At 75.1% G+C, this 6069-nt stretch carries 6 protein-coding genes; 3 read left to right on the forward strand and 3 right to left on the reverse strand.

The genetic code is table 11. The features are described from left to right. Nucleotides 1-119 precede the first annotated feature (119 nt). Together G3I53_RS13975 and G3I53_RS13980 are read left to right on the forward strand one after the other, a co-directional pair. Nucleotides 120-359, forward strand: coding sequence for a DUF5133 domain-containing protein (locus G3I53_RS13975; protein ID WP_031101762.1), 240 nt, complete (start codon nucleotides 120-122; stop codon nucleotides 357-359). A gap of 114 nt (nucleotides 360-473) precedes the next feature. Next, complete coding sequence (locus G3I53_RS13980) at nucleotides 474-1310, forward strand: DUF1206 domain-containing protein (RefSeq protein ID WP_164438387.1); 837 nt, start codon at nucleotides 474-476, stop codon at nucleotides 1308-1310. Nucleotides 1311-1338: 28 nt separating this feature from the next. Here G3I53_RS13980 and G3I53_RS34375 read toward each other — a convergent pair whose 3' ends face one another. Further along, complete coding sequence (locus tag G3I53_RS34375) at nucleotides 1339-1464, reverse strand: hypothetical protein (RefSeq protein WP_275406499.1); 126 nt, start codon at nucleotides 1462-1464, stop codon at nucleotides 1339-1341. A gap of 298 nt (nucleotides 1465-1762) precedes the next feature. Between G3I53_RS34375 and G3I53_RS13990 the strand changes: the two genes are divergently transcribed. After that, nucleotides 1763-2191 carry a hypothetical protein gene (locus G3I53_RS13990; protein ID WP_031101764.1) on the forward strand — a complete coding sequence of 143 codons (429 nt, stop codon included), beginning with the start codon at nucleotides 1763-1765 and terminating at the stop codon, nucleotides 2189-2191. A 22-nt stretch (nucleotides 2192-2213) separates the two neighbouring features. Here G3I53_RS13990 and G3I53_RS13995 read toward each other — a convergent pair whose 3' ends face one another. Next, nucleotides 2214-4451 carry an FUSC family protein gene (locus tag G3I53_RS13995; protein ID WP_164438388.1) on the reverse strand — a complete coding sequence of 746 codons (2238 nt, stop codon included), beginning with the start codon at nucleotides 4449-4451 and terminating at the stop codon, nucleotides 2214-2216. Between the two features lie 78 nt (nucleotides 4452-4529). Further along, complete coding sequence (locus tag G3I53_RS14000) at nucleotides 4530-5906, reverse strand: NAD(P)/FAD-dependent oxidoreductase (protein WP_164332714.1); 1377 nt, start codon at nucleotides 5904-5906, stop codon at nucleotides 4530-4532. Between the last annotated feature and the right edge of the window lie 163 nt (nucleotides 5907-6069).

Genomic DNA, 6069 nt, shown 5'->3' on the forward strand with positions numbered 1-6069 from the left:
GCGCCGGACGCCTGACCGCCCGGCGGCCGCCACCACCCCGCCCCCGCGTCCGCCGCCACCGACCGCGGCAACCACGGCACGGACACCCCAGCCCACACCGAACCGGAGAACGAGAACACATGCTGAAACCCCACCCCGTCGTGCTGCGCCGGCTCGTCGAGGAGTACGAGGCGCTGGCCGGCGCCGAGACCCCGCAGGGCGCCGCCGGACCGAACTCGCGCCTGCGCGACCTCGCCTACACGCTGTGCGTGTCCACGGGCACCCGCGACGTGCGGCACGCCCTGGAGACCGCGCACCGCTGGCTCGGCACCTCCACCGCGGCGGCCCGCCCCCGCCCGGCCGCCCTGGCGGCCGACTGAGGGTGAACGGATGCGCGTGGGGCGCCGGACGGCCGGTCCGGCGCCCCACGTGTGCACGCCCGATGCCGGGGCATCCGGAATCCCGGCCGACGTCACGCAGCACTGGGGGGGCACATGAACATGGGGACACTGGCGCGCAGAGGGCGGACGGACGCCCGGCGCGCCGCGAACGGTTCGGTACGGGAGGGGGCCGCACGCGCCGGACTCACCGCCCGGGGCGTCATCTACATGCTGGTCGGCGTACTCGCCCTGCGCATCGCCTTCGGCGACGGCGACCGGCAGGCCGACCGCGGCGGAGCGCTGGCCGAACTCGCCGACAAGCCGTTCGGCGCCCTGCTGCTGTGGGCGCTGGGCATCGGACTGGTGGGCATGGCGCTGTGGCGCCTGACCGAGGCGCTCTTCGGCGCCTCCGGCAAGGACGGCCGCAAGGCCCGCAAACGCCTGGCGTCCGCCGCGCGCTGCGGGTTCTACGCCTTCGTCGCCTCCTCGGTCCTGGCGTTCGCCGTGGACCGGGACAACGGCAGCGGCTCCAGCGACCGCCAGTCCCGCGACGTCACCGCCCGCGCCCTGGAACTGCCCGCGGGGCCGTGGCTCGTCGCCCTGGGCGGTGCCGTCGTGGCGGGCGCCGGGGTGTGGATCGGCGTCCGGGCCGCCCGCCGCAAGTACCACAAGGAACTCCGGCCGGGCGAGCTGAGCCGCCGCACCCGCGCCCTCGTCGACGTCACCGGCGTGGGCGGCGGCATCGCCCGCGGCCTGGTGTTCGCCGCCGCCGGGGCGTTCGCCGTCCGCGCGGCCGTCGACTACGAGCCCGACCGGGCCAAGGGCCTCGACGACACCCTGCGCAGCTTCGCCCAGACCCCGGCCGGCCCGTGGCTGCTGGCCGGCGTCGCCGCCGGCCTGGTCCTGTTCGGCATGTTCTCCTTCGCCCTGGCCCGCTGGCGCCGCGTCTGACACCGGGCCCCGCCTCCCGGCGGCACCGTCACGGCCCGTCGCGGACGGCGAGCAGGTCGACCGCCGCCCCGGAGGACTCCAGCAGCGGGGCCGCGGCAGCCCGCCGGGGGTCCGCCCGGAAGGCGGCGAGATCCTCGCTGCCGGGGAAGGACACGAGGTGCGCCTCGACCCGGTCGTCGGGCGTCCGCAGGCGCCGCGCGTCCTCCGCGCTCGGCGAGCAGGGGCAGCACGGCGCTCTCGTAGGCGTCGAAATCGCCCGGGCCGCCCTCGGGCAGCCGCGCGAGCACGAGGTACGTGACGACCACGGTCCCCCTCGACGGCGGTCCGGTGACAGCGGTCCACGGAGCGCGGCGGGGCCGTGCCCCCGACGGCACCCCGGCGGCCGGCCTGCCGCCGGTGATGCGTGAAGCCCCGCTTGTCATGCCGGGCCGGAAGCGGGGAACCCGCACCCCATGAGCGAATCCGAGATTCCCCCGGAAGGCCGGCCCGTGGACGTCTACCTCGACCTCCTGCGCGTCCGGATGGACACCGAGGACTACCGGCTTCTGCTCCGTGTGGTGGAGCCGGTCCTCGAGGCGATCGAGGAGCACCGCCTGTCCGGCCTGGACCTCGCCCTCGACAGCGGCGACGACGAACTGCCCCAGGAGGTGCGCGACGAGGCCGCCCTCGTCATCGCGACCGCCGTCACCGGCCGCCTCGACAACGAGGTGGTCGAGCTGGACGTCGACGACAACGGCCCGGTGCGCGTCGTCACCGACGCGGCGACCGCCGCCGATCCCTCCCGCCTGGGAGAGATCGCCGACTTCATCAGGGACCGCCACCGGCAGAACGAGGAACTGCGCGGCATCGCCGCCGCCAGCGGACTGCCCACCGACTTCTGACACCGCCCGGCGCGGCCGGCGCTCACCGCTCCGGCTGCTTTAGCGGCACCCCCAGCGGCCGGGCGAGGCCCACCACGGCCTCGTCCAGCCGTTGCAGGTGCCGCAGCACCCGGTCGGTGATCCGGCCGAAGCGCGGGGTGCCGTCCGCGGCGGCCCCCTCCAGCAGCGACGCGATGCTGGGCCCCGACTCGATCGTGGCCGCGGTGTCCTCGTCGGCGACCCGGGCGGCGATCGCCCGGATGTTGCGCACCGTCCGCCCGGACGCCCCGCTCAGCCGCGGGTCCGCCGCGATGGACGGGTGGGCGGGCAGCAGCTCCGCCGTCGCCGCCAGTGCCCGCGCGTGGTACGCGCAGGTCTCCAGCAGGGCCACCACGTACCGGGCGTTGGTGCGCCGGGCCCGCAGCGGGGTCACCGGATGGGTGAGCGGCTTGGTGGCCGACCGCAGATCGCCCAGCGCCTGGTCCAGGTCCCGCGCCTTCTCCAGCAGGTCCGCCACGGACCCGCCGCTGAGCTGGGCCGCCGCAGCCTCCGTGACCTCGGCGAGCCGCTCCAGCACCGTGCCCAGCAGTTCGTTCGTCCGCCGGTCGGTACGGATCGGCAGGACCACCGCCGCCGCCACAACCCCGCAGGCCACCCCCAGCGCCGTCTCCTCCAGCCGCAGCACCAGCACCTCCCAGCTGTAGGTGTGCAGCAGCGTGTAGAGAAGCCCCAGCATCGCCGTCACGAAGAACGACATCAGCGTGTACGACAGCGGTGCCGTGTAGAACATGGCGAAGATCAACAGCAGGACCAGCGCGAACGCCGCCCACGTGTTCCGGCCCACCACCGCGGCCAGCAGGATCCCGGCGACGACACCGAACACCGTCCCCAGCAGCCGCCGGTAACCCTTGACCAGGATCTCGCCCGTCGACGCGGTGTTGATGAAGACGATCCAGCAGGTGAGGACCGCCCAGTACCAGCGGTGCGCGGACAGCAGTTCGCCGCCCACGATCGCCAGCGACGACCCCACCGCCACCTGCACGGCGGCCCGGGTGGTGGGCCGCCGCAGCCCCGTCTCCTGGTCCTCCTCCTCCCGGGCGTCGATCGCCGCGTCCTCCGCGTCCAGCTCCTCCCGGGAACGGGCGGTGGCCGGGGTGTCGTCCGACTCGTCCTGCGGCCCGTCCAGGGCGATCCGCAGCCCCATGACCGCCCGGGCCGTTTCACCGATCGCGCGGAAGACGTCCTGGACGGCAGGGGAGGCGGGCGGCAGGTTCTCCTCGTCCCGGTAGGCGAGCAGCCGGTTGCGCAGGTGCGCCACGGCCGTCCCCGGCACCTCGGTGCGCAGCACCAGCGTGCGCAGCGCGAGCAGGTCCCGGCGCAGCAGCGCGGCCGCCTCGTCCGGGCCCGGCAGCCGGCCCACCTCCGGGGCGGGCGCGCCCGGCAGGTGCAGGGTGAGGGTGTCCGCCCGCTCGGCGCTGCGCGCGGACAGCAGCAGCAGGCCGAGCCGCTCGACGGCGATCTCCGCCTCCGCGATCCGGCGCTGCACCAGCCGCGCCGTCGCCTCGTCGGGCGTGCCGTCCTCCAGCCGCGACTGGATCATCAGGGCCGTCTCGTGCAGGCGCGCGGTGCCGTCGCGGACGTCCTCCAGCGCCTTGTCGGCGGTGTCCGGACCGGCGTCCAGCAGCGCCAGCTGCGCGGTGACCAGCTGCGCCAGCCGGGCCCGGAAGGCGTCCCGCAGGCGCCCCATCAGCCCGGTCGGGGTGACCGGGACCAGGACGAACCGCATCAGGGCGCTGCACGCGAAAGCGACGGCGATGGCCGCCCACAGTCCGGGCAGCCCGCCGGGGTCGGCGCCCACGAACAGGGACAGGAAGTAGACCTGGAAGCCGATCAGCCCCAGCGCCGTCCCCCGGTCGCCGAACCGGCGCCCGTAGACCGCGCAGAAGATGAGGACGACGAAGCAGGCGTCGCCGACGAAGCGCCGCTCGCTGAGCAGCGCGGCCAGGGACACCGAGGCGAACGCCACCGGCAGCCCGAGGGCCAGGGTGACGGCCTGGGCCGGGCGCTGTCTCTCCCGGATGGAGAAGGTCGCGACCATCGCGGAGATGGCCCCCGCGACGAGCAGGGTGGTGGATGCCCCCGCCAGGGCCAGCACGGCCACCGTCAGCGCGATGGCGCCCACCGTCCGCAGCGCGCCCGTCAGCCGCAGCAGCCCGGGGTCGGACGCCACGAAGCGTTCCCGCAGCCCGGACCGCGCCGGTCGTCCTCCCGCAGCCTTCACGCCGCCGCACTCTCTCCTGTCACCCGGGGCGGGCCGGCCGCCCCGGCCCGCAGCGGTGTCGCCGGACCCCCGCCCGTGTCACCGTACCGGCCGGCCCGACTCCTCGACATGCGCGCGGACCTGGTCCGGCGTCAGATAGGCGTCCGTGAACTCGAAGTCCCGCAGCTTCGCCGGCTTGCGCGCCTGGAAACCGGTGCGGACGAAGTCGTCGCCGGCGAACGAGTTCAGCATCCAGCTCGTCAGCACCCGCGTCTTGGCGACACCGGTGCGCAGCGCCCCCAGGTGGTAGCCGCGGGCCACGACCTGGGCGGGCAGCCCGTGCAGTTCCAGACCCAGCGGCTTGGCCACCGCGTCGGTGCCGCCGAGGTCGACCACCAGCCCCAGGTCGGTGTGCCGGTAGGGCTGCAGCGGCCGGCCGCGCAGGGTCGCGATGACGTTGTCGGCGACCTGCTTGCCCTGCCGGTGGGCGTGCTGCGCGGTCGGCGGGCACACGGCGCCCTCGTCGCCCTTGGCCAGGTCGGGCACCGCGGCGGAGTCGCCGAGCGCGAACACGCCGTCGTAGCCCGGCAGGGTCATCTCCGCCGTCACGGCGAGCCGGCCCCGGACGGTGTCGGCGCCGAGGGTGGCGATGAGCGGGCTGGCCACCACGCCCGCCGTCCAGATCAGGGTGCGGGTGGGCACCACCCGGCCGTCGGTGAAGGTGACCTCCTCGGGGCCGGCCTTCGCGATGGACACCCCGAGGGAGATCTCGATGCCCCGCCGGGTGAGGATCTCCAGGGCGCTGCGGCCCAGCTTCTCGCCCAGCTCCGGCATGAGCTTCGGGGCGATGTCGATCAGGTGCCACTTGATGAGCCCCGGGTCCAGGTGCGGGTAGCGCTCGACGGCGGCGTGCGTCAGCCGCTGCAGGCAGGCCGCCGTCTCCGTGCCGGCGTAGCCGCCGCCGACCACCACGAACTGCAGCCGGGCGGCGCGCTCGGCCGGATCGTGGCTGGCGTCCGCGAGGTCGAGCTGGGCGATCACGTGATCGCGGATGTAGGCCGCCTCGGCCAGCGTCTTCATGCCGAAGGCGTGGTCCACCAGCCCCGGGATGTCGAAGGTGCGGGTGACACTGCCGGGGGCCAGCACGATGTAGTCGTACGGCTCGTTGACGATCTCGTCGGTGATGGTGCGGATCACGCACACCTTCGCCCGCAGGTCCACGCCGATGGCCCCGCCCGGGATGATCCGGGTGCGGTACTTGGTGCTGCGCCTCAGGGACAGCGCGACCGACTGCGGGGTCAGCACACCGGAGGCGACCTGGGGGAGCAGCGGCAGATACAGCTGGTAGGAGACCGGTGTCACCAGCGTGATGCGCGCCTCGTGCGGCGCCAGCCTGCGTTCGAGCCGGCGGACGCACGCCACTCCGGCGAAACCTGCGCCCACCACCAGGATCCTGGGTCGAGTCACGGCGGTCATCCCTCTCCGGCTGCGTGTGTCCTGCCTCGTACGTCGACGCCCTTCGCGTGCCCCCGTATCGCACCACGATGCCCGCGCGGCGCCGGTGGCGCACCGGGAAGCAGCCACGGCCGGGGCCCGCGGGCGCCCCTCGCCCGCGGGGACGGGCGGGACCGGGCGCCCG

It is taken from the genome of Streptomyces sp. SID14436 (assembly GCF_010548465.1).
Classification (GTDB): Bacteria; Actinomycetota; Actinomycetes; order Streptomycetales; family Streptomycetaceae; genus Streptomyces.